Source organism: Mycobacterium stomatepiae (genome assembly GCF_010731715.1).
Lineage (GTDB): Bacteria > Actinomycetota > Actinomycetes > Mycobacteriales > Mycobacteriaceae > Mycobacterium > Mycobacterium stomatepiae.
This window is the reverse complement of the sequence record NZ_AP022587.1, coordinates 3655112-3675215: the sequence shown is the minus strand read 5'-3', so window position 1 is coordinate 3675215 and position 20104 is coordinate 3655112. Positions and strand designations below refer to the sequence as shown.

General features: G+C 66.2%; 19 protein-coding genes and 2 pseudogenes. 15 read left to right on the top strand and 6 right to left on the bottom strand.

Going from position 1 to position 20104, the window contains the following annotated elements; all coding sequences use genetic code 11:
* Nucleotides 1–6: 6 nt before the first annotated feature.
* A pseudogene (locus G6N54_RS17315) lies at nt 7–1437 on the bottom strand (chloride channel protein); the annotation flags it as partial.
* Between the two features lie 77 nt (nt 1438–1514).
* On the opposite strand from G6N54_RS17315, the gene G6N54_RS17310 reads away from it, so the two are divergent.
* The 9 genes from G6N54_RS17310 (at nt 1515) to G6N54_RS17270 (ending at nt 11215) form a co-directional block, all read left to right on the top strand.
* Nucleotides 1515–2495, top strand: a complete 981-nt coding sequence (locus G6N54_RS17310) for a pirin family protein (RefSeq protein WP_163791171.1) — start codon at nt 1515–1517, stop codon at nt 2493–2495.
* Between the two features lie 2 nt (nt 2496–2497).
* Nucleotides 2498–3127: a TetR/AcrR family transcriptional regulator gene (locus G6N54_RS17305; RefSeq protein WP_163791170.1), complete on the top strand. Its 630-nt coding sequence runs from the start codon at nt 2498–2500 to the stop codon at nt 3125–3127.
* Nucleotides 3128–3197: 70 nt separating this feature from the next.
* Entirely contained in the window at nt 3198–4145 is a 948-nt protein-coding gene (locus G6N54_RS17300) for a class I SAM-dependent methyltransferase (protein WP_163791169.1), read from the top strand.
* A gap of 25 nt (nt 4146–4170) precedes the next feature.
* Nucleotides 4171–5112 carry a class I SAM-dependent methyltransferase gene (locus tag G6N54_RS17295; protein WP_163791168.1) on the top strand — a complete coding sequence of 314 codons (942 nt, stop codon included), beginning with the start codon at nt 4171–4173 and terminating at the stop codon, nt 5110–5112.
* Nucleotides 5113–6030 carry an SAM-dependent methyltransferase gene (locus G6N54_RS17290; protein WP_163791167.1) on the top strand — a complete coding sequence of 306 codons (918 nt, stop codon included), beginning with the start codon at nt 5113–5115 and terminating at the stop codon, nt 6028–6030.
* An 84-nt stretch (nt 6031–6114) separates the two neighbouring features.
* On the top strand, nt 6115–7680 hold the full coding sequence (locus G6N54_RS17285; RefSeq protein ID WP_163791166.1) for an LCP family protein: 1566 nt from the start codon (nt 6115–6117) through the stop codon (nt 7678–7680).
* A 139-nt stretch (nt 7681–7819) separates the two neighbouring features.
* The gene (locus G6N54_RS17280) at nt 7820–9262 is read left to right on the top strand and encodes an aldehyde dehydrogenase family protein (protein WP_163791165.1); all 1443 of its coding nucleotides are present in this window, start codon (nt 7820–7822) and stop codon (nt 9260–9262) included.
* A 54-nt stretch (nt 9263–9316) separates the two neighbouring features.
* Nucleotides 9317–10180, top strand: a complete 864-nt coding sequence (locus G6N54_RS17275) for an SDR family oxidoreductase (RefSeq protein WP_163791164.1) — start codon at nt 9317–9319, stop codon at nt 10178–10180.
* A 147-nt stretch (nt 10181–10327) separates the two neighbouring features.
* Complete coding sequence (locus G6N54_RS17270) at nt 10328–11215, top strand: cyclopropane mycolic acid synthase family methyltransferase (protein WP_163791163.1); 888 nt, start codon at nt 10328–10330, stop codon at nt 11213–11215.
* Nucleotides 11216–11233: 18 nt separating this feature from the next.
* Here G6N54_RS17270 and G6N54_RS17265 read toward each other — a convergent pair.
* Nucleotides 11234–12058 (bottom strand): annotated as a pseudogene (locus tag G6N54_RS17265) (tyrosine-protein phosphatase).
* Complete coding sequence (locus tag G6N54_RS17260; RefSeq protein ID WP_163794797.1) at nt 12051–13271, bottom strand: acyl-CoA dehydrogenase family protein; 1221 nt, start codon at nt 13269–13271, stop codon at nt 12051–12053. Before G6N54_RS17260 ends, G6N54_RS17265 begins: the two are co-directional and overlap by 8 nt.
* Nucleotides 13272–13450: 179 nt before the next feature.
* Here G6N54_RS17260 and G6N54_RS17255 point away from each other — a divergent pair, with 179 nt between their 5' ends.
* The 4 genes from G6N54_RS17255 to G6N54_RS17240 all read left to right on the top strand — a co-directional run bounded on the left by G6N54_RS17255 (nt 13451) and on the right by G6N54_RS17240 (nt 16855).
* Nucleotides 13451–13921: a nuclear transport factor 2 family protein gene (locus G6N54_RS17255; RefSeq protein WP_163791162.1), complete on the top strand. Its 471-nt coding sequence runs from the start codon at nt 13451–13453 to the stop codon at nt 13919–13921.
* Between the two features lie 73 nt (nt 13922–13994).
* Complete coding sequence (locus G6N54_RS17250) at nt 13995–15104, top strand: Re/Si-specific NAD(P)(+) transhydrogenase subunit alpha (RefSeq protein WP_163791161.1); 1110 nt, start codon at nt 13995–13997, stop codon at nt 15102–15104.
* On the top strand, nt 15105–15434 hold the full coding sequence (locus tag G6N54_RS17245; protein WP_163791160.1) for an NAD(P) transhydrogenase subunit alpha: 330 nt from the start codon (nt 15105–15107) through the stop codon (nt 15432–15434).
* Entirely contained in the window at nt 15431–16855 is a 1425-nt protein-coding gene (locus G6N54_RS17240) for an NAD(P)(+) transhydrogenase (Re/Si-specific) subunit beta (RefSeq protein ID WP_163791159.1), read from the top strand. The genes G6N54_RS17245 and G6N54_RS17240 overlap by 4 nt, the downstream gene beginning before the upstream one ends.
* Here G6N54_RS17240 and G6N54_RS17235 read toward each other — a convergent pair.
* A complete protein-coding gene (locus G6N54_RS17235; protein WP_163791158.1) occupies nt 16852–17451 on the bottom strand; it encodes a TetR/AcrR family transcriptional regulator in 600 nt (199 codons plus the stop codon). The two genes, G6N54_RS17240 and G6N54_RS17235, sit on opposite strands and share 4 nt — an antisense overlap.
* Before the next feature lie 89 nt (nt 17452–17540).
* Between G6N54_RS17235 and G6N54_RS17230 the strand changes: the two genes are divergently transcribed.
* Nucleotides 17541–18770, top strand: a complete 1230-nt coding sequence (locus G6N54_RS17230; RefSeq protein ID WP_170313057.1) for a cytochrome P450 — start codon at nt 17541–17543, stop codon at nt 18768–18770.
* 6 nt (nt 18771–18776) lie between these two features.
* On the opposite strand, the gene G6N54_RS17225 is transcribed toward G6N54_RS17230, so the two are convergent.
* Both G6N54_RS17225 and G6N54_RS17220 read right to left on the bottom strand, forming a co-directional pair.
* On the bottom strand, nt 18777–18902 hold the full coding sequence (locus G6N54_RS17225) for a hypothetical protein (RefSeq protein WP_139826856.1): 126 nt from the start codon (nt 18900–18902) through the stop codon (nt 18777–18779).
* 209 nt (nt 18903–19111) lie between these two features.
* Nucleotides 19112–19237 carry a hypothetical protein gene (locus tag G6N54_RS17220; RefSeq protein WP_163791157.1) on the bottom strand — a complete coding sequence of 42 codons (126 nt, stop codon included), beginning with the start codon at nt 19235–19237 and terminating at the stop codon, nt 19112–19114.
* A 174-nt stretch (nt 19238–19411) separates the two neighbouring features.
* Between G6N54_RS17220 and G6N54_RS17215 the strand changes: the two genes are divergently transcribed.
* Nucleotides 19412–20047, top strand: coding sequence for a TetR/AcrR family transcriptional regulator (locus tag G6N54_RS17215; protein WP_163791156.1), 636 nt, complete (start codon nt 19412–19414; stop codon nt 20045–20047).
* Nucleotides 20048–20104 lie beyond the last annotated feature (57 nt).

The window sequence follows — 20104 nt, the reverse complement described above, 5'->3', positions numbered from 1 at the left end:
GCGGCGCGGCGCGGCGCGGCGCGCGCGTTCGGCTTCGGCGGTCTCTCGAGTGAGCCGCTGCGCCTCGTAAATGGTCACGTTGGTGCGTGACAGCAGCAACGATGCGATGCCCACCGCGATGATCGCTCCGGGCACCACCGAGAACGAGCCGGTCATCTCCGCGACCATGATCATGATGGCCAGCGGGGCGCGCGCGACACTGCCGAAACACGCCATCATGCCGACCACGACGAAGACGCCCGGCCCGTCCGGTATGCCGGGTAATCCGGATAGCTCGCCGAGGCGCCAGATCGCGGCGCCGAGGAAGGCGCCGATCACGATGCCGGGGCCAAACAACCCGCCGGAACCCCCGGTGCCGATCGACAGCGACGTCGCGACGATCTTGGCCAGCGGCAGGACGAGGATGATCCACAGCGGTATGCCCATCAGCGATCCGCGGTCGGCCGCCAGCTGGGCCCAGCCGTAGCCGCTGCTCAGGACCTCGGGGATCAACAGGCCCAGCAGCCCGACCAGAAGTCCGCCCACCGCGGGCTTGAGCACCGGCCCGCCCGGCAGCCGGCGAGTGAGCCGGACCGAGGCGTGAAAGCTCCGGGCGTAGAGGTAGCCGATCGCCGCCGCGACCAGACCGATCACCACGAACCACAGCAGCGGCCAGGTCTTCTCGAAGCGGTACTCGGCGTCGATGTAGCCGAACAGCGGTTCGAAGCCCAGGAACGCTCCGAGCACGGCGTACGCCGTTCCCGAGGTGATGAATCCGGGCAGCAGGCAGCGATAGTCGAAATCGTCGCGGTAGGTGATCGAAGCCGCCAGCACCGCCCCGCCCAGGGGTGCGGCGAAGATCGCGCCGATTCCCGCGCCGATACCCAGCGCCACCGCGATCCGGCCGTCATCGTCGGACAGGCCGAGGCGTCGCGTCAGCAACGAGCAGAAGCCGGCCGAGATCTGTGCCGTTGGGCCTTCGCGGCCGCCCGAACCGCCGGAGCCGATCGTCAAGGCGCTGGCGACCATCTTCACCAGCACCGCCCGAAAGCGGATCGCGCGGGGATCGGTGTGCACCGCCTCGATGGCCTCGTCGGTGCCGTGCCCGGTGGCTTCGGGTGCGAGCTTGGCCACCAGCAGGGCCGACAGCAGCGCCCCGCCGGTCGTCACCAGCGGGACCGCCCACGGGCGCGTGAAACCGGCCGAACCGTGGCTACCGCCCTCGCCCACCGGCGTCGGGATGCGGTAGTCCGCCAGATAGCCGAGCAGGAATTCGCCGGTGTACTTCAGGGCCAGATAGAACACCACCGCGCCCAGGCCCGAGATCACGCCGATCGTGATGCCCAGCAGGAACCACTTGCGCAGGTAGTCGGAGTTTCTGATCGCCGCCCCGAATCGCCCGCCGGCAGCGGCGGCCGGGGCCACCGCGGGCTGGGGCTCGTCCTCGGTCGGCTCCACCGAGCCATCCTATGACAGCGCGGAATAAGCGGACTTCGGTCCGGTTATACGAGTAGTTCTCAATGAAGGAGGTTGATATGCCTGCCATCACCGCAGACACGTTGACATTGCCCCGGGTCGGTGCGGCCACCCCACAGGAGACCGAACGCCCGGTCCGGTCGATCACCACCGGGCCGCGCGGGTACGAGGGTGAGGGGTTCCCGGTGGTCCGGGCATTCGCCGGCGTCAGCGCCGCCGCCCTGGACCCGTTCGTGCACATGGACCAGATGGGCGCGGTGAATTACGAGCCGGGAGAGCCGCGAGGTACCGACTGGCACCCGCACCGCGGCTTCGAAACCGTCACCTACATGATCGACGGCAAATTCGCGCATCAGGACTCACACGGCGGCGGCGGTCTGATCACCGACGGGGCGACGCAGTGGATGACGGCCGGTTCGGGCATCCTGCACATCGAGACCCCGCCCGCCGAGTTGGTCGAAAGCGGCGGCCTCTTCCACGGCGTCCAGCTGTGGGTGAATCTGCCGAAGAAGGACAAGTTCGCCACGCCGCGCTACCAGGCCATCGAGGGTGGCGACGCCGGGTTACTGGCCTCCGACGATGGCGGGGCATTGCTGCGCATCATCGCCGGCGAGATCGACGGTCACGGTGGCCCCGGTGTCACCCACACACCAATCACGCTGGCGCACACAACAATTCAAAACGGGGCCAGGCTGAACATTCCGTGGCGGCGCGATTTCAACGCGCTGGTGTACGTGCTGTCTGGCAGTGGCTCCGTCGGCCCGGTCGGTCATCCGATTCACGAGGGACAGTTGGTTGTGCTCGGGCCCGGCGATCGGATCACCGTTGCTGCTGACTCGGCCAAATCGTCATCGACTTCAGGAATGGACGTACTTCTCCTGGGCGGACAACCGATTCGGGAGCCGGTTTTCCATTACGGGCCATTTGTGATGAACTCGCGCGCGGAATTGGTGCAGGCGTTGGAGGACTACCAGGCAGTAAAGTTTGGCAACATTCCGCCAAATGCGTTAGCGCCTACCCGAACGGGTGGCACACTCTAACGGTGCCGTCAACGGCGAGGCGCCGGCCGGGCCGTCCACCCGCCGCGAAGGCTGACGAGACGCGCAAGAGAATCTTGGGCGCCGCTCGGTTGGTATTCAGTGAAAGTGGCTACGAGGGAGCTACGTTCCAGGCCATCGCGGTGCGCGCGGACCTCACCCGGCCGGCTATCAACCACTACTTCTCCAGCAAGCGACTGCTGTATCGAGAAGTGCTGAGCCTTACCTCCGAGCAGCTCTTCGGCGCCGGCATAGCACAGGCGGAGCTCGAGACCGGCTTGATGGCGAAGCTGACCGGATTCATCTCGGCGGCGGTGGCAACGAATGCCGAGCATCCAGCCGCGTCGGCATTTCTGATCAGCTCGGTTCTGGAATCTCAGCGACACCCTGAATTGAGCCAGGCGGAAAACGACGCGATACGGATTTGCCGGGATTTTTTGACACGTGTCATCAACGGCGCAATCGAGCAGGGGGAGTTCGCCGTCCCCTTCGATGCGCATGCGCTGATTGAGACGCTTCTGGTGGTGCTGTGCGGCGTCGGCTTCTATGCCGGCTACGTCCAGAGCTATCAGGGGATGCAGGCCGTCACCGGCATGCTGGGCCAGTTACTGGAGGGCGCGCTGTTCAAGGTGTGAGCTCGAGCCGAGTGAGATCTCGCACAAAGCGTATAGGCTAACTAACTTTTTCGGGTAGCATGGCCCCTAAATGACTGATGTCAACTCTTCGTTGCAGCCCCCGCTACCACCCTCGCGTCGAACCGCGGGGGACTCGTGGGCCATTACCGAGCTCGTCGGCGCCACCGCGTTGGGCGTCGCGGCCGCGCGCGCCGCGGAGACGGCCGGCGCCAACCCGCTGATTCGTGACGATTTCGCCCGGACGCTGGTGTCGTCCGCGGGCCCGGCCTGGGCCCGGCTGGCCGATCCCGAACTGGCCTGGCTGGACGGCGACGCGCGGGGCCAGCGCGGCCATCGCCTCGGCATCGACTACCAGGCGGTCCGCACGCACTTCTTCGACGCGTACTTCGCCGGCGCCACCGCCGACGGGATCCGTCAGGTGGTGATTCTGGCCGCCGGCCTGGACTCTCGGGCCTACCGGCTGGATTGGCCGGCCGAGGCGGCGGTCTACGAGATCGACCAACCCCAGGTGCTCGAGTACAAAGCCAAAACTCTGCAATCGCACGTGCCCACCGCGGACCGGCGTCCGGTCGCGGTGGACCTGCGCGACGATTGGCCGGCGGCGCTGACGGCGGCCGGATACGACCGCACCCGACCGACGGCATGGCTGGCCGAGGGCCTGTTGCCGTATCTGCCCAGCGATGCCCAGGACCGGTTGTTCGAGATGGTCACCGCGCTCAGCGCGCCCGGCAGCCAGGTCGCCATCGAGGTATTCGGCATGAACGCGAGCAACAACACCAACCGCTGGCAGCGCATGCGTGATCGGCTCGGACTGGACGTCAATGTCCAGGCGCTGATCTTCCACGAGCCCGACCGAACCGATGCCGCTGAGTGGCTGACCGATCACGGCTGGCAGGTGACAGTCGTGAACAACCGCGACGAGATGGCCCGCCTGGGCCGCGCCGTCCCCGAAGACCTGGCCGACGAGGCCGTGCGCAGCAGCCTGCTACGCGCGCATTTCGACGGACCAACGCACTGACCCGACAAGACCTGGAGCACCGCCGATGAGTTCACTTCGCACACACGACGACACCTGGGACATCAAGACCAGCGTCGGCAGCACCGCCGTCATGGTGGCCGCCGCCCGGGCCATCGAAACCGAGCAGCCCGACGCGCTGATCCACGACCCCTACGCCCGGCTGCTGGTGAACAACGCCGGGGCCGAGATCATCTGGGAGGCCATGCTCGACCCGGAAGTCGTGGCCAAGATCGAAGCCATCGACGAGGAGTCCGCCGCTCGGATCCGCCATATGCGCGGCTACCAGGCGGTGCGGACGCATTTCTTCGACGCGTACTTCGCCGACGCCGTCGCCGCCGGGATCCGCCAGATCGTGATCCTCGCGTCCGGACTGGACTCGCGGGCCTACCGGCTGGACTGGCCGGCCGGTACCACCGTCTACGAAATCGACCAGCCCCAGGTGCTGGAGTACAAATCCTCCACGCTGGCCCAAAGCGGTGCCGTCCCGTCCGCTGATCGCCGCGAGGTGGCCATCGACCTGCGTGAAGGCTGGCCGGCCGCGCTGCGTGCCGCCGGCTTCGACCCGGCTCAGCGCACCGCGTGGCTGGCCGAGGGACTGCTGATGTACCTGCCCGCCGAGGCGCAGGACAAGCTGTTCACCCAGATCGGCGAGCTGAGCCCGGCGGGCAGCCGCGTCTCGGCCGAAACCGCACCCACGCACTCCGGCGAGCGGCGTGCGCAGATGCGGGAACGGTTCAAGAAGGTGGCCGACGAGATCGGCATTGAGCAGAGCGTCGACGTCGGCGAACTGATGTACCGCGACGAGAACCGCGCCGACGTCGCCGAGTGGCTCAACCACCACGGCTGGCGCGCCACCGCGCAGAATTCGCTCGACGAGATGGACCGCGTGGGCCGCAGGGTCGCCAGCGTCGAGCTGGACGACGACAAGGACGCCTTCTCCGACTTCGTGATCGGGGAGCGTCTGTAGATGCCACGTACCGCGGACGACTCCTGGGACATCGCCACTAGCGTCGGGGCGACCGCGGTGATGGTCGCGCTGGCCCGTGCCGCCGAGACCGCCAGCGCGGATCCGCTGATCCGCGACGAGTTCGCGGAGCCGCTGGTCTCGACGCCCGCCCTCGAGGGCGTTCGCGAACAGGTGGCGGCCTGGTGGGCCGGCGCCGAGGACGACGATCCCGACGGCGCGCTTCGCGCCCAGGAGATGATCAACTACCAGGCGGTGCGCACGCACTTCTTCGACGCGTACTTCGCCGACGCGGCCGCCACCGGCATCCGCCAGGCGGTGATCGTGGCCGCCGGACTGGATTCGCGCGCGTACCGGTTGGACTGGCCCGCCGGAACCACCGTCTACGAAATCGACCTGCCCAAAGTCCTGGAGTACAAGGCAGAGACGCTCGACGGCTCGACGCCGCTGGCCGAGCGGCGGCCGGTTCCCGTCGACCTGCGCCACGATTGGCCCAAGGCGCTGCGGGAAGCCGGCTACGACCCGAGCCGCCCGACGGCCTGGCTGGCGGAGGGGCTGCTGCCGTTTCTGCCGGCGGCCGCGCAGGAAGCGCTGTTCGCCTCGATCGACGCGTTGAGCGGTCCCGGCAGCCGGGTGGCCGTCGAGAATTTCGGGGTCGACGCGGACAAGCGCCGGGAAGCCGAACAACGGTGGGCCGAGCTAAAGGCCAAGCGCGCGGCGCGCGGCCAAGACACCTCGTTCAACCCGTTCGACCTCTGGTTCGAAGACGAGGGCCGGCCCGACTGCGGCGACTGGTTCGCCGCGCACGGCTGGACCGTCCGCACGGTCAACGCCCGCGAGGAGGCCACCCGCCTGGGTCGGGAGCCGCAAAACGAAGACCGGCCGTTCGCGAACAGCTTCGTGACCGCAACCAAAGGCTGACCAACACGCACCCGGATCCGGCAGTCGGCCCGCGGTTGCGTTACCGCGATTTCGCCAGCTCGTCGGGAACAATGTTCAGTCATTATGGGCAGCGGCGGATCGGTTCAATCGCAGCGCTGGGTGCTGATGAAGGGGCGGTTCTTCGCCGCCGTCGCATCGGCTTCCGTCATCGCAATCACCGGTATGGGGTGGACGAGTTACCACACGGCCCTGGGCAAAATCATCATCTCCCACGCGCTCCCCAACGCGTCGACGTCGCTGAGCGGTGAGCAGAACATCCTGCTGATGGGCCTGGACAGCCGGCTGGACCAGAACGGCCGACCGCTACCGCAGGATGTCTACGACGCCCTGCACGCCGGCGACGAGAGCTCCGGCGGCTACAACGCGAATGTGCTGATCGTGGTGCACATTTCGGCGGGCGACGGGCCGGTTACCGCGGTGTCGATTCCCCGCGACGACTACGCGGAGTTGCCGGGCTGTCCGGGATCGGTCTGCGTGGGCAAGATCAAGCAGGCCTACGGATTGGCCTACCAGCAATCGTTGAATGCGCAGGCATCCGGCAACTCGGACGGCGCGGGCGCAACCAACCTGGCGGTGCGCGAGCAGACTGCGCGCGAAGCCGGCCGCAAGGCCGAAATCAGCGCGCTCGACGACTTCCTCGGCATCTCGGTCGATCACTTCGTCGAGGTCACGCTTGGTGCCTTCTTCCAAATCGCCAAGGCAGTCGAGCCGATCACGGTGTGTCTCAACGGTGATACGCGTGACAGCTATTCGGGTGCGGACTTCCATCAAGGGGTTCAGCGCATCGATGCCGCCGACGCGATGGCTTTCGTGCGGCAGCGACGCGACGAAGAAGACGGCTCCTTCACCGATTTCGACCGCACCCGGCGACAGCAGGCGTTTCTGGTATCGTTGGTCAACGCCGCGCGCAACGGCGGCGCGCTGTCGAGCTTGAGCGGGCTGCGAAAAATACTTCAGGTCGCCCAGGACAACGTCGCCGTCGATTCCGGGCTGAATCTCATGGACCTGGCCTCGCGAGCGTCGAGCCTCAGCGACCGGCCACTGTCGCTCTACACCCTGCCCATCTCCGGCTTCGGCAAGGATCCGAACGGGTCCGACATCAACGTCGTCGACCTGCCGACCATCCGGCGCATCGTGCACGAGCGCTTCTACTCCGATGCACCGGCCGTGGTCGATGCCGCATCACCGACCACGCCGTCGGCGCCGCCGCTGACGCAGCCGGTGATCCTCGACGTTGTCAACGCCACTTCGCGCGACGGCCTGGCCGGCGCGATCGAGGAGGCCTTCGCCGCCCGCGGTTACACCCGAGGCAGCGCGACGACCGCCGCGGTCCCGGCCGACGACAGCCTGATCGAATACGGCCAAGGAGCCGAGCAGGGCGCTCAGGCGTTGGCCGACCAGCTGCACGTCCCGGCGACCGGCAACGGCGCAGTCGCCCCCGGAACCGTTCGGCTCACGGTGGGAAAGCAGTTTCCCGCGGGCGACTACCTCACCCATCCGGGAGTCGCGCTCGAGCCCCAACAGTCCGGGCAAGTGAACACCGTGGCCGCCACGGGCAGCGGCGATCGCGCTCCCGCGCCGACCGACCTCAGCCAGATGACGGCAACAAGCGTTCCCTGCGTCAAGTAATTGACCTGCGCCACTGTCCCAATCCGACGCGTCTTTACTTCCCACCCAACCGGATGGTTAGGATCGCCCTTGTCGCCCGTATGTGTCCGCGCGCACAGTCGTGGGTACCTCCGGGAACGTGCGAGAGGGGAAGACAGCGATGACTACCGAATCGGTTGCACGCAATACGTCCGAGTCCACCAACGGGGCTTCGTCAACGTCGCAGGCGGCTCGACCCGCCGATATCCCCGCGACGGTGGCCCGGCTGCGTCAGACCTTCGCCACCGGGCACACCCGCGACGTCGAGTGGCGCAAGCGCCAGCTGCTGGCGTTGGCGCGGTTGATGGAGGAGAACGAGACGGCGATCAACGCCGCGCTCGCTGAAGACCTGGACCGCCACCCGTTCGAGGCGTTCATCGGCGACGTCGCGGGCACTGTCGCCGAAGCCAAGTACGCCGCCAAGAAGGTGCGCAAGTGGACGCGACGCAAGTACGCGCTGCTCGAAGCGGCGCAGCTTCCCGGTCGCGGCTGGATCCAGTATGAGCCCTACGGCACCGTGCTGATCATCGGCGCCTGGAATTACCCGTTCTACCTGACCCTGGGTCCGGCGGTCGGTGCGATCGCCGCCGGAAATGCCGTGGTGCTCAAGCCCTCGGAAATCGCGGCCGCGTCGTCGCGGGTGATGGCCGAGCTGGTCCCGCGCTACCTCGACAACGATGCGATCGCGGTGATCGAAGGCGACGGCGCGGTCAGCCAGGAGCTGATCGCGCGGGGCCTGGACCGGGTGATGTTCACCGGCGGCACCGAGATCGGCCGCAAGGTCTACGAAGGCGCGGCGCCGCACCTGACCCCGTGCACGCTCGAACTCGGCGGCAAGAGCCCGGTGATCGTGGCGGCCGACGCCGATGTGGACGTCGCGGCCAAGCGGATCGCGTGGATCAAAGTCCTCAATGGTGGGCAGACCTGCGTGGCGCCCGACTACGTGCTGGCCGACGCGACGATCCGTGACGAACTCGTCAGCAAGATCGGCGCCGCCATCACGAAGTTTCGCTCGGAGGGCCCGACCGGCATGCGGGTGGCCAATCAGCGCCAGTTCGACCGACTCAGCGGTTATCTCAAGGACGCGAGCGGCAAGACCACCGTCGGCGGCGGCTGCGACCCGTCGACCCTACGCATCGAACCGACCGTGGTCGTCGATCCCGACGTGGCCGGCCCGCTGATGACCAACGAGATCTTCGGACCGCTGTTGCCGGTGATCACCGTCCAATCCCTGGACGACGCAATACGTTTCGTCAATGCGCGGCCCAAGCCATTGTCGGCGTACCTGTTCACCAAGTCGCGCGAGGTGCGCGAGAAGGTGATCCAGGAAGTTCCCGCCGGCGGCATGCTGGTCAACCACATGGCCTTCCAGGTGTCGACGGCCAAGCTGCCGTTCGGCGGGGTCGGCGCATCGGGCATGGGTGCCTACCACGGCAAGTGGGGCTTCGAAGAGTTCAGCCACCGCAAGTCGGTGTTGACCAAACCGACCCGCCCCGACCTGTCCAGCTTCACCTACCCGCCGTACACGGACCGGGCCCTGAAGATGGCCCGGAAGCTGTTTTGACACACTAGCTCGGGGGTCGTCCACGGCCGTTGGTCAATTGCAGAGAGGAACCTGATGCCCGGAGCGCAGGATCGCGTCATCGTCGTCACCGGAGCCGGCGGAGGACTGGGGCGCGAGTATGCGCTCACGCTGGCCAAGGAGGGCGCCAGCGTCGTCGTCAATGACCTCGGCGGAGCCCGCGACGGCACCGGTGCCGGCCACAACATGGCCGACGAGGTCGTCAAGGAGATCAAGGACGCCGGTGGCCGGGCCGCCGCCAACTACGACAGCGTGGCCGAGCCCGAGGGCGCCGAGAACATCATCAAGACGGCGATCGACGAGTTCGGCAAGATCGACGGCGTCGTGAGCAACGCCGGCATCCTGCGTGACGGCACCTTCCACAAGATGTCGTTCGAGAACTGGGACTCGGTGCTCAAGGTGCACCTGTACGGCGGCTACAACGTGATCCGCGCGGCGTGGCCGCACTTCCGCGAGCAGAGCTACGGCCGGGTGGTCGTCGCCACCTCCACCAGCGGGCTGTTCGGCAACTTCGGCCAGACCAACTACGGCGCGGCCAAGCTCGGGCTGGTCGGCCTGATCAACAGCCTGGCACTCGAAGGGGCCAAGTACAACATCCACGCCAACGCCGTCGCCCCGATCGCGGCGACCCGCATGACGCAGGACATCCTGCCGCCCGAGGTGCTCGAGAAGCTCACCCCGGAATACGTTGCGCCGGTGGTGTCCTACTTGTGCACCGAGGAAAACCCCAACAGCGCTTCGATTTTCATCGTCGGCGGCGGGAAGGTGCAGCGCGCCGCGCTGTTCCAGAACGAGGGCGTCACCTTCGACAAGCCGCCGACGGTCGACGATGTCGCCGCGCAGTGGGATCAGATCACCGATCTGTCCGCCGCGAAGCAGGCCAATTTCAAACTGGGCTGACTACAACGCCGGTAGCACACTGCCCTTCTGCGAGGCGCTCCAACCGGATTCGCCTTACAGTGGACCCCGAGCCGCACAGCGACTGGACCACTCGACGTCCTGCCTGGCACAACACGCCGGCGAGGTCCAGGGAAAGGCATCACGGACATGGCTGACGGGACGAACACGGCCGAAGGGCTGACGCCGCATTTCGAAGATGTGCAGGCGCACTACGACCTCTCGGACGACTTCTTCCGCTTGTTCCTCGACCGCACCCAGATGTACACGTGCGCCTACTGGCTTGGCGGCGACGACATGACCCTGGAAGAGGCGCAGATCGCCAAGATAGACCTCTCGCTTGGCAAGCTGGACTTGCGACCCGGGATGACCCTGCTAGACCTCGGCTGCGGCTGGGGCGCCGCCATGCTGCGAGCCATCGAGAAATACGACGTCAACGTCGTTGGCTTGACGCTGTCCAAGAACCAGGCCGCCTACGCGCAGAAGACGCTCGACGAGCTGGACAGCCCGCGGTCCAAGCGGGCGCTGCTCGAGGGCTGGGAGCGCTTTCACGAGCCGGTGGACCGGATCGTGGCGATCGGCCCGCTCGAGCATGTCGGCTGCGACCGTTACACCGCCTTCTTCGAGCGGGCGTACGAGCTGTTGCCTGCCGGTGGCACGTTCCTGCTGCACACCATCACCGTGCTCTCGGAGCGGGAGATCATCGCGTCGGGCTTGCCGCTGACTCCGGCGATCGTCGAGTTCAGCGACTTCATGAAGACGGTGATCTTCCCCGGCGGCTACCTGCCGACCATCGACATGGTCAAGGAGTTCTCGGCGAAGGCCGGCTTCAAGCTCAAGCGTCGTCAGTCGCTGCAGCGGCATTACGCAAAGACTTTGGATGTCTGGGCCGCGAACCTCTCGGCACGCAAGGAGGAGGCCATCGCGATTCAGTCCGAAGAGGTCTACGAGACCTACATGCGCTACCTCACCGGCTGCGCGAACCTCTTCCGCAAGGGCTATACCGACCTCAACCAGTTCACCCTGCGGAAGCCCTGATCGGGGCTGAGGAGCGGATTAGGCGAGCAGTTCGGTGCGCAGACGGTCCACGTCCGCCCGGGTGACGCCGGCGTCGCGCAGGTAATCGTCCAGCGAGCCGTACTTCTCATCGATCGCCTGACGCGCGGCGTCCAGGTACTCCGCGCGTACGCCGAGCACGCCGTCGGCCAGCCGCGCCTTGGTGAACGTGACGACCTCCGGGGTCAGCTCGACATCGGAGCGGTGCTGGATCATCTGGTAGATGAGGTCGCGCAGTTGCGGTACGGCGGCGTTGCTGCGTAAGTAGTCGGCGACGATGGTGTCGCGATCGATACCGACCGCTTCTAGCACCGTAGCCGTCACGAAACCGGTGCGGTCCTTTCCGGCGAAGCAGTGCGTAAGCACCGGGCGTCCGGCTGCCAGCAACGAAAAGACATGCCGCACAGCGCGTTGCGCCCCGCTGCGGGACGGGAACTATTGGTATTCGTTCGTCATGTGGCGGATGGCAGCCGCGTTGACTTGCTCGTCCGTTTGGTCGGGATCGCCCTCGAACAGCCGCCGAAACGCGGTTTCGTGGGGCGCCGCATCGTCGTTGGACACCTCGTCGCCGAGGTCGGGAAACGGCAGCAGATGGATTTCCACGCCGTCGGGAACCAATTCCGGCCCGCGGCGGGCGACTTCGCGTGTTGCCCGCAGGTCGACGACATCGGTGATGCCGGACTCGCGCAACGTGGCCCGGCCGCCGTCGTCGAGCCGACTCAGCTCGCCGGACCGGAACAGCCGCCCGGGCCGAAGCGCGGGCGTGCCGTCGGCGACATCGCGAAAGTTCCAGCTCCCCGACAGTTCTCGCAGGGCATTAGTCATGCGGGGTCACCGCCGCGGCGAAAGTCGATTGCTCCCGGCCGATTTCGGAACGCGCGATGGTCCGCATGTGCACTTCGTCGGGTCCGTCGAAGATTCGCATCGCGCGATGCCAGCCGTAGAGGCGGGCGAGCACCGTGTCGTCGCTGACGCCGGCGGCCCCGTGCACCTGGATTGCCCGGTCGATGACGTCGCACGCCACCTGCGGCGCCACCGCCTTGATCTGCGACACCAGCAGGTGGGCGGCCTTGTTGCCGTGCTGGTCGATGGTCCATGCCGCCTTCTCGCAGAGCAGCCTGGCCTGGTCGATTTCGTTGCGGGACTGGGCAATTGCTTGCTGCACCAGACCCTGATCGGCAAGTGGGCGGCCGAACGCGATCCGGGTGTTCGCGCGGTGCACCATCAGTGCCAGCGCGCGTTCGGCCCCACCGAGCGCGCGCATGCAGTGATGGATGCGGCCCGGTCCGAGCCGGGCCTGGGCGATCGCGAAGCCGCCGCCCTCCTCGCCGAGCAGGTTGGTGGCCGGAACGCGGACGTTGCCGTAGTTGATTTCGCAATGCCCGTGCTGGTCCTGCCAGCCGAACACCGGCGTCGAGCGCACCACCGTCACACCCGGGGTGTCCATCGGCACCAGGACCATCGACTGCTGCTGGTGGCTGGCCGCCTCGGGGTTGGTGCGGCCCATCACGATCAAGATCTTGCAGCGCGGGTCCGACGCGCCCGAGGTCCACCACTTGCGGCCGTTGATGACGTAGTCGGCGCCGTCGCGCACGATGGACGTCTGGATGTTGCGGGCGTCGCTGCTGGCGACCGCGGGCTCGGTCATCGAGAAGGCGCTGCGGATCTCGCCGGCCAGCAAGGGCTCCAGCCACTCCTTGCGCTGCTCCTCGGTCGCGAACAGGTGCAGGGTCTCCATGTTCCCGGTGTCGGGCGCCGCGCAGTTGACCGCCTCGGGTGCGAGCTCGAGGCTCCAACCGGTCAGCTCGGCCAGTGGGGCGTACTCCAGGTTGGTCAACCCGGACTCGGCCGGCAGAAACAAGTTCCACAGGCCCTGCGCCTTGGCCTTGGTCTTGAGTTCCTCGATGACGGGCGGAACGGTGTGGTCATCGGGGCCGGCCTCGTGGCGGTAGTTGTCGTAGGCGGCCTCAGCCGGAAAGACATACTCAGTCATGAAGTCGGACAACCGCTTGTGGTAGTCGGAGGCCTTAGCCGACATCGCGAAGTCCATGACCGCCACGATAGGACACGTGTGGAAGGGCGGCTCTGGCGGGACAAACGCTTCGCTTCCAGGCCACCGACGCGACACTGAAACTACGCGGACGACACGCCGTGGTGGATCTGCGAGGTTTCAGTCTCGACGACACGCCTCGGCTCGTTGTGGAGCACGATGAACTCATGAGCGATGCCGCCGAATCCCGCCCCCCGTTTCCCCCGTTCACCCTCGAGACGGCGCTGCAGAAGGTCCAGGCCGCCGAGGACGCCTGGAACACCTGCGATCCCGAAAAAGTCAGCCTGGCTTACACGCCCGACTCGCATTGGCGAAACCGCGGCGAACACGTGGTCGGCCGGGCCGAGATCGTGGCGTTCCTCACCCGCAAGTGGCAGCGCGAACTCGACTACTCCCTGCGCAAGGTGCTCTGGGACTTCCACGAGAACCGGATCGCCGTGCGGTTTCAGTACGAGTGCCACGACGACACCGGCCAGTGGTACCGCAGCTACGGCAACGAACTGTGGGAATTCTCGCCGTCCGGATTGATGGCGCGGCGCGAGGCCAGTATCAACGACATAAAAATCGACGAATCGGAACGACGCCACTTCGGGCCCCGGCCTGCGTCGGAACACGGCCAAGACATACCGCTTTGGTAGCGGCCGCTAGGGTGTTCAACTCAACAAGGTTCGCATTAAGGCAGCTGAGCTAAGGAAAGTAGATGTACGCGCCATGACAGATGCGCAGGCCGACGCGGTCAAGATCGGGGTGGTTGCTGAATCCGGGACCGATGAGCGCCGTGTCGCTCTGGTCCCGAAGGCGGTCGCTTCCCTGGTGAGCAGCGGTGTGGCGGTGGTGGTCGAGGCCGGTGCCGGGGCGCGCGCGTTGCTTCCCGACGAGCTCTACACCGCGGCCGGCGCCACGATCGGGGACGCATGGTCCGCCGATGTCGTGGTCAAGGTCGCGCCGCCGACCGCCGACGAGGTGGGCAAGCTGCGCAGCGGGCAGACGCTGATCGGCTTCCTGGCGCCACGCAACGCGGAGAACTCGATCGGCGCGCTCAAGGCCGCCGGTGTGCAGGCGTTCGCGCTGGAGGCCATTCCGCGGATCTCACGGGCGCAGGCGATGGATGCGTTGTCGTCACAGGGCAACGTGTCCGGCTACAAGGCCGTGCTACTGGCCGCGTCGGAGTCGACGCGGTTCTTCCCGATGCTGACCACCGCGGCGGGCACGGTGAAGCCGGCCACGGTGCTGGTGCTCGGGGTGGGTGTGGCCGGGCTGCAGGCGTTGGCGACGGCCAAGCGGCTCGGTGGCCGCACCACCGGTTACGACGTGCGCCCGGAGGTCGCCGACCAGGTGCGTTCGGTCGGGGCGCAGTGGCTCGACGTCGGCATCGACGCGGCCGGTGAGGGCGGATATGCCCGCGAGCTCACCGACTCCGAACGCGAACAACAGCAGCAGGCCCTGGAGAAGGCCATCAGCGGATTCGACGTCGTGATCACCACGGCGCTGGTCCCGGGCCGGCCCGCGCCGCGTCTGGTCACCGCCGCCGCGGTCGAGGCGATGAAGCCGGGCAGCGTGGTGGTCGACCTCGCCGGGGAAACCGGGGGCAACTGCGAGCTGACCGAGCCCGGGCGCACGGTGGTCAAGCACGACGTCACGATCGCCTCGCCGCTAAACCTGCCGGCGACGATGCCCGAGCACGCTAGCGAGCTCTACAGCAAGAACATCACCGCGCTGCTGGACCTGCTGGTCACCGACGGAAAGCTGGCCCCGGACTTCGACGACGAAATCATCGCGGCATCATGCGTAACGCGTCAAAAAGATCGTGAGGACTCTTAGATGTACGACGAACTTTTCGCGAACCTCGCGATTCTGGTGTTGTCCGGATTCGTCGGATTCGCGGTGATCTCCAAGGTGCCCAACACGCTGCACACCCCGCTGATGTCGGGCACCAACGCGATCCACGGCATTGTGGTGCTCGGTGCGCTGGTGGTGTTCGGCGAGGTCGAGCACCCGTCGTTGGCGGTGCAGATCATCTTGTTCGTCGCGGTGGTGTTCGGAACACTGAACGTCATCGGCGGCTTCATCGTCACCGACCGGATGCTCGGCATGTTCAAGGGCAAAAAGGCTGCCCCGCAAGCCAATAACGAGGAGCCTGCCGCCAAATGAACTACTTGGTGATCGGCCTCTACATCATTTCCTTCGCACTCTTCATTTATGGCTTGATGGGCTTGACCGGGCCCAAGACAGCGGTGCGCGGCAACCTAATCGCCGCGGTGGGCATGGCCCTGGCGGTGGGGGCGACGCTGGTCAAGATCCGTGACACGGGCCAGTGGGTATGGATCATCGCCGGTCTGGTGGTGGGCGTTGCGCTGGGTGTACCCCCGGCGCGGATGACCAAGATGACCGCCATGCCGCAGTTGGTGGCGTTCTTCAACGGCGTCGGCGGTGGCACGGTCGCGCTGATCGCGCTGGCGGAGTTCATTGAGACCAGCGGCTTTTCGGCATTTCAGCACGGCGAATCGCCGACTGTGCACATCGTGGTGGCGTCGTTGTTCGCCGCGATCATCGGGTCGATCTCGTTCTGGGGTTCGATCATCGCGTTCGGCAAGTTGCAGGAAATCATCTCCGGATCGCCGATCGGCTTCGGCCGTCTGCAGCAGCCAGTCAACCTGTTGCTGTTGATTGCGGCCGTGGCCGCCGCCGTGGTCATCGGCCTGCATGCGCATCCGGGCAGCGGGGGAGCACCGCTGTGGTGGATGATCGGCCTGCTGGCCGCCGCCGGCGTGCTGGGTCTGATGGTGGTGCTGCCGATTGGTGGTGCCGACATGCCGGTAGTCATCTCGCTGCTGAACGCGATGACCGGATTGTCTGCTGCCGCAGCCGGTTTGGCGCTGAACAACACCGCGATGATCGTGGCCGGCATGATCGTCGGCGCGTCCGGATCGATCCTGACCAACCTGATGGCCAAGGCGATGAACCGGTCCATTCCCGCGATCGTCGCCGGCGGTTTCGGCGGGGGCGGCGTGGCGCCTTCCGGTGATGGCGGCGGCGATAAGACGGTGAAGGCGACCTCGGCCGCCGACGCCGCGATTCAGATGGCCTACGCCAACCAGGTGATCGTGGTGCCGGGCTACGGCCTGGCCGTCGCGCAGGCCCAGCATGCCGTCAAGGGCATGGCGTCGCTGCTGGAGAACAAGGGTGTGACGGTGAAGTACGCGATTCACCCGGTCGCCGGCCGGATGCCCGGCCACATGAACGTGCTGCTGGCCGAGGCCGAGGTGGATTACGACGCCATGAAGGACATGGACGACATCAACGACGAGTTCTCGCGCACCGACGTCGCGATCGTCATCGGCGCCAACGACGTCACCAACCCGGCCGCCCGCAACGACGCCTCCAGCCCGATCTACGGCATGCCAATTCTCAACGTGGACAAGGCCAAGTCGGTGATCGTGCTGAAGCGATCGATGAACTCGGGGTTTGCCGGAATCGACAACCCGCTGTTCTACGGCGAGGGCACCAGCATGCTGTTCGGCGACGCGAAGAAGTCGGTGACCGCGGTGGCCGAGGAGCTCAAGGCGCTCTAGCGGCGTGGCAGCGCCGCGACGACGGGGCCGATCCATATGCCGAGCAGCCGGCGCAATTCCGTGCCGTCCGCGGTTGGCGGAGACAGGATGAACGACTGCAACGTGCGCAACACGATCTGCAGGATGTCTTCGATCGCCTGGGGAGCGTATGCGGACCAGTCGACGTCGAGGCGGTCCAAGATCGAGCGGCCCAGCACGCGGGCGGTCTCGTTGGTCACGGTGACCTGTTCGGCGAAGGCCCCGGTGCGCGACACCCGCAGCAAGAGGCCGATGTAGGGGTCTTTCGGCAAGCGTTCCAAGGTCAGGCAGATGCCCTCGATCAGCGCGGCCGCGGGTTCGGTCATCCCGTTCAGCGCCGTCGCGAGGTGGTCCATGAAATCGGCGGTCGCGCTTAGCGCGGTCGCCTGGAGTAGCTCGTCGGTCGAGGCGAAGTAGTGATAGATCGTCTGCCGGGTCACGTTCAGCGTGCGCGCGACATCGGCCAACGTGATCTGATCGCCGCGCTCGTCGATGGTTTGGCGGGTGGCGGATAGGATGCGCGCCACCGCCTCCTCGTCGCTGGCCGGCACGCTGCCGCCCCATCCGCGGGTCCGCACACCGCGACGATATCCGACGCGCGCGTCCGTGGCAGGTCATACGTCTTGCAATTGGATGTATGATCGGCGTCACGATCAAAGGAGACGACATGACAATGACGACGTGTCCGTTCGGAGAGAATTTCGATTTCACCGATCCCGACGTATTGCTGGCGGGCCTTCCGGTCACCCAATTCGCCGAGCTGCGCCGCACGGCGCCGGCCTGGTGGAACGCGCAGCCCGAATCGGTCTTCGACGACGGCGGCTATTGGGTGATCAGCCGCCACGAGGACGTCAAGGCCGTCTCCAGAGACAGCCACCTGTGGTCGACCAACCGCAAGGGCGCGGTCATGCGCCTGCCCGAAGGGGTCACCGCTGACCAGCTCGAGCTGACCAAGGCCTTGCTGATCAACGACGACGCGCCCGAGCACACCCGGCTGCGCAAGCTGGTGTCACGGCTCTTCACCCCGCGTGCGATCGGCGGGCTCGAGGAGAAGCTGGCCGGGGCGGCGAAGGAGATCGTGCGCACCGCCGCGCTCAAGGGCGACGGCGACTTCGTCGACGACATCGCGATGAAGCTGCCCCTGCTGGCGATCGCCGACCTGATTGGGGTGCCGGAGGTGGATCGTGCGAAGTTGTTCGACTGGACCAACGCGATCATGAACACCGATGACCCGGACTTCGACGCCGACCCGACCACCGCCAATGCCGAGCTGATGGCCTACGCCTACAACATGGCCGACGAGCGGCGCCGCTGCCCGGCCGACGACATCGTCACGCGCCTGATCCAAGCCGACATCGACGGGGATGCGCTGGGCGACGTCGAATTCGCGTTCTTCGTCATCCTGCTGGCCGTGGCCGGCAACGAAACCACTCGCAACGCCATGACACATGGGATGAACGCGTTTCTGGACAACCCGGAACAATGGGAGCTGTTCAAGCGGGAGCGGCCGGCCACCGCGGTTGACGAGATCATCCGCTGGGCCAGCCCCGTGCATTGTTTTCAGCGCACCGCCCTTACCGACGTCGAACTGGGCGGCGTCACCGTGCGGGAAGGTCAGCGGGTGGGGCTGTTTTACAGCTCGGCCAACTTCGACGAAGACGTCTTCGACAACCCGTTCCAATTCGACGTCTTGCACAATCCTAACCCGCACCTGAGTTTCGGCGGCAATGGGGTGCACTTCTGCATCGGCGCCAATTTGGCCCGCATGGAGATCAAGTTGATTTTCGACGAGCTCGCCGAGCAATTACCCGACATCACCAAGCTCGCCGAACCGCAACGACTCCGATCGGGCTGGATCAACGGCGTCAAACGCCTCGACGTCGCCTACCGCGGCTAACCGGCGCTACACCGGCGGATACGCCGGTGGTGGGTACCCCTGGCCGTTTTCGACCCCGCGCAAGCCCCAGGTCAGGTACTTCATGAAAAATTCGATTTCGTCGCTGGCGTCGTAGTCCGGACTGGGGTCCATCGTCCTCACGCTAGTTTCGGCGAGGTGGTGCGGCATCGGGACCGCAGCCCAAACCGCGCGGCCGCACGATGAAAACCGGCGTTATCGGGACGACCACACGTGGGCCCAATTAGTGTGCAGCGCAAAGCGATTCTGTAATTCGACATTGAGCCGCGTGCGTCGGCTGGGCGGGCGGAACCGCAATTTGTTCGGGACGCGAAAAAGTCCGTCTAGACGGGTGGGTAGGCGGGCGGCGGGTAACCGTTTCCGTCCTGAACCCCGCGCAGGCCCCAGGTGAAGTACTTCATGAAGAATTCGATTTTGTCGCTGCCGTCGTAATCCGGACTCGGATCCATCGCCCCACCTCTGTACTCGCGACTAGTTCGAGTTTTCCAGTCTAGTCGCATCCGCGCCGGTGTGACAGGGATCGATACCTCTAAACTGTTCAACCAGTTGATTGGTACTTTGCCTAGACCGGGCCGCAAACCTTACCCATGCGGCCCCGCCTGCAGCGACGATAGTGAGTAGAGATGTCATCCGAGAGCATCACCCGCAACGGGTTGACGCGCCGCGAGGAGTTGCTGGCCGTTGCCACCAAGCTGTTCGCCGCTCGCGGCTACCACGGCACCCGGATGGACGACGTCGCTGACGTCATCGGCCTGAATAAGGCCACGGTCTACCACTACTACGCCAGCAAGTCGCTGATCCTGTTCGACATCTACCGCCAGGCCGCCGAGAGCACCTTGCAAGCTGTTCACGACGATCCGTCCTGGACGGCCCGCGAGGCGCTCTACCAATACACCGTCCGGCTGCTGACCAACATCGCCGGGAACCCTGAGGGTGCTGCGGTGTACTTCCAGGAGGCGCCCTACATCACCGAGTGGTTCACCGAGGAGCAGGTCGCCGAGGTCCGGGAGAAAGAATCCCAGGTCTACGAGCATGTGCACGGCCTGATCGGCCGCGGCATCGCCAGCGGCGAGTTCTTCGAATGCGACACCCACGTGGTGGCGCTGGGCTACATCGGTATGACGCTGGGGGCCTATCGGTGGCTGCGTCCCGACGGACGGCGCAGCGCCAAGGAAATCGCCGCCGAGTTCAGCACCGCGCTGCTGCGCGGCCTGATCCGCGACGAGTCGATCCGCACGGAATCCCCGCTCGGGTCGTAGCGGTTTGAGTAGAACTACTCAGGCTTAACGCGTAGAACTGCACGGGTTTCGGCGCCC